This is a genomic window from Paeniglutamicibacter gangotriensis Lz1y, assembly GCF_000348945.1.
GTDB classification, from domain to species: domain Bacteria; phylum Actinomycetota; class Actinomycetes; order Actinomycetales; family Micrococcaceae; genus Paeniglutamicibacter; species Paeniglutamicibacter gangotriensis.
The window spans coordinates 1-2,394 of sequence record NZ_AOCK01000020.1 but is presented as its reverse complement, the minus strand read 5'-3'; the positions used below and the strand labels follow the sequence as shown (position 1 = coordinate 2,394).

Below are 2,394 nucleotides of genomic sequence, written 5' to 3'. Positions count from 1 at the left end.
GGGGGAACGCTCTGCGGGACAGATTTTTCGAAACTTCAGCGCGAGAGGCGAAACGGGGCTTCTGCGATCCAGCCCTCGTGCTTTTCACGGATAATGGGGCTCTTGATTAGTTGGAAATTGTTGTGGACGGATCGGCTCGGTCTTCCGGGGCGGGCGTTTCCTGTGTAGTGGTGTTTCTTCGTCGGAGTCGGAGCAAGCGCAGGGCAATAATGGCGACCAGGACACCGAGCAGCGCACAGACGCCGGCAATGACCACCATGCCTTGGGCGTCTCCGGGTGTGCGGGGGGTGCCGACGATGTAGCCGATGGCCACGGAGGCGCTGGTGAGCATGCGGTAGTAGGCCCAGGCGCTTCCGATGTGGGCCTTGGGGATCTGCTGGAAGATCAAGTTTCGGACCCCGACGTTGTGCGTTCCGTTGCCAAGGCCGCCGATGACGAAGGCCCCAGCGATGATGATCGCGATCGGAACCAAGCCTTCGGTCAATATCGCCAGTGCCATGCATAGGCCGCCGCCCACGATGAGCAGCATGGTGCGAGGTGCCAGGCGCTTGGTGCCGGCCAGGTAGGCGCCGATGATCGACCCTACGGCCCAACACGAGAGGACCAAGCCGTAGAGTGTGTCGGTTCCAGAGATTTGCCTCAGCCAGAACACGCCCGCGACGGCTTCGATGGAGGTGCTGATCATGATGAGGATCAGCAGCGGCATCGTGGCCGCGACAACAGGGGAGGAGCGGATGGCCTGCCAGCCGTCGCGCACACCGCCGAAGAGGTTCCAGGAATCGTCTTCGGTGGATTCAGGGCGGTCGACACGCAACACCAGCATTAAGGCCGTAGCGGCGAGTATTGCGGTGGTTCCGGCATTGACGCCCAGCATCAGTGATGCGCCGACAATGTCGAACAGCCAGGCAGACAGGGCAGGTCCAACCATGTAGGCCAGGGACGAGCCAATTGCCATCAGCGAGTTTGCCCGTTCGATGCGGACGGAGCCAATCAGCGAAGGCAGCAACGCGAAGGCGGCGCTACTGGAAAGGATGTTGATGACATTCGAGGCGGCCAGCAGCGCGACGCGGGACCAGAAGTCATCCTGCAGCGAGGCGATGCCGATGCAGAGGCTCTGGAGGGCTAGGCAAGCGACCCAGATCTTCCGGGGATCGTAGCGATCGACGATCGCTCCTCCAAAGGGGGCCAGGATCATCGCAGGGATCGCCAAGGATAATGAGAACCACGTAACCATCCAGGGTTGCCCCTGGTCGACGGCGGTGAGCACCATTGACATGGACGCCGCTTCGTCCCCGACGATGGCCAGCGAGGAAATGAGAACCAAGGCGACGAGCGGGACAACCGACTTTTGTCGAAGCGATGACGCGTTCTTCATATGGCGGCTGTGCTCTCTCCTGTTGGCTGGGGTGACCAGGAAGCCTGAGGGATTCCCGTGCAAAGCAGTTAGTCTAGCGCGGCATCAAAAATAATTCCGGATCTACACGAGCTGTCTGGAAGACGCGAACATGTTCTTGACTGGGCTTTGTCGGGGTCCGCGAGTCGCCGGCAACGTAGGTTCCCACTTGGGAACCCTGACCGGGATTGTTTGAGTGACTGGGATTCCACATTCCATTAGTGCTGGTGTAGTGGATCTGCGATATGCGGGCTGGATTGTGCCTCTGATTCACGTAGCTCAGTGATGACGCGCCAGGCGAAGCCGATGCAGGAATCCCGGAACCAAAGCTTAGGATTTGCTCATGGCTCCTGTCCCTGCGCAAAAACCTTCTACGTTGTTCATCCCCATGCTCATCCTGGCCTTGCTTGCAGGAGCCATCATGGGAGCCCTCGGTGGCGGTCTTTTGGTGCTGCCCGATATCCTCGCCAGTTCAGGCGATCCCGATGGATTCAGCGGTTGGGGTGGCCCCGTGGGTTACGCATCGATGCCCATCATTTACGGCACCGTGTGCGGGACGTTCCTGGGACTTATCCCCGGCACGGGTTCATACATCGCACTGTCCATCCAAGACCGGAAGCGGCCAGCATCGTTGGAGAATCGGCAAGCGATGGCAGCCGGGGCAGGAGCAGCCATCGCAGGGATTCTCCCGGCGTTCTTCGTGGTTTGGATCATGGGAAAGGAGCTGCCAGGTGGCCTGGTCACTGGAGCTGTCTTTATCGTCATGTGCTTCGTCATTGCGGCTGCATCCCTCAAGGGAATCCTGCGCTTTTTGGACAAGCGGGATGCAGTGGTCCGTCAAGCAGCCTAGGCCATCATCGTGCCGGTCCGAGGGCACCCGGACTCAGGTGGAAGCAACCGGTTTCGGCCATCGCCTGGCCCCGAGGGCAACCTCAGTTCCAGCGCATTCTGAATTGCCCGGAGCCATCCGCACACGTTCGTGCGTACGGTGAAGGAACCTT

General features: G+C 60.3%; 2 protein-coding genes. One reads left to right on the top strand and one right to left on the bottom strand.

The window, feature by feature from the left end; all coding sequences use genetic code 11:
* Window positions 1-106 precede the first annotated feature (106 nt).
* Entirely contained in the window at window positions 107-1,375 is a 1,269-nt protein-coding gene (locus ADIAG_RS19735) for an MFS transporter (protein ID WP_007273226.1), read from the bottom strand.
* Between the two features lie 361 nt (window positions 1,376-1,736).
* On the opposite strand from ADIAG_RS19735, the gene ADIAG_RS19730 reads away from it, so the two are divergent.
* Window positions 1,737-2,243, top strand: a complete 507-nt coding sequence (locus ADIAG_RS19730; RefSeq protein WP_007273225.1) for a hypothetical protein — start codon at window positions 1,737-1,739, stop codon at window positions 2,241-2,243.
* Window positions 2,244-2,394 lie beyond the last annotated feature (151 nt).

Coding starts and splice junctions, on each gene's coding strand:
- ADIAG_RS19735 (WP_007273226.1), bottom strand. CDS start 1,375: ATGAAGAACGCGTCATCGCTTCGACAAAAGTCGGTTGTCCCGCTCGTC.
- ADIAG_RS19730 (WP_007273225.1), top strand. CDS start 1,737: ATGGCTCCTGTCCCTGCGCAAAAACCTTCTACGTTGTTCATCCCCATG.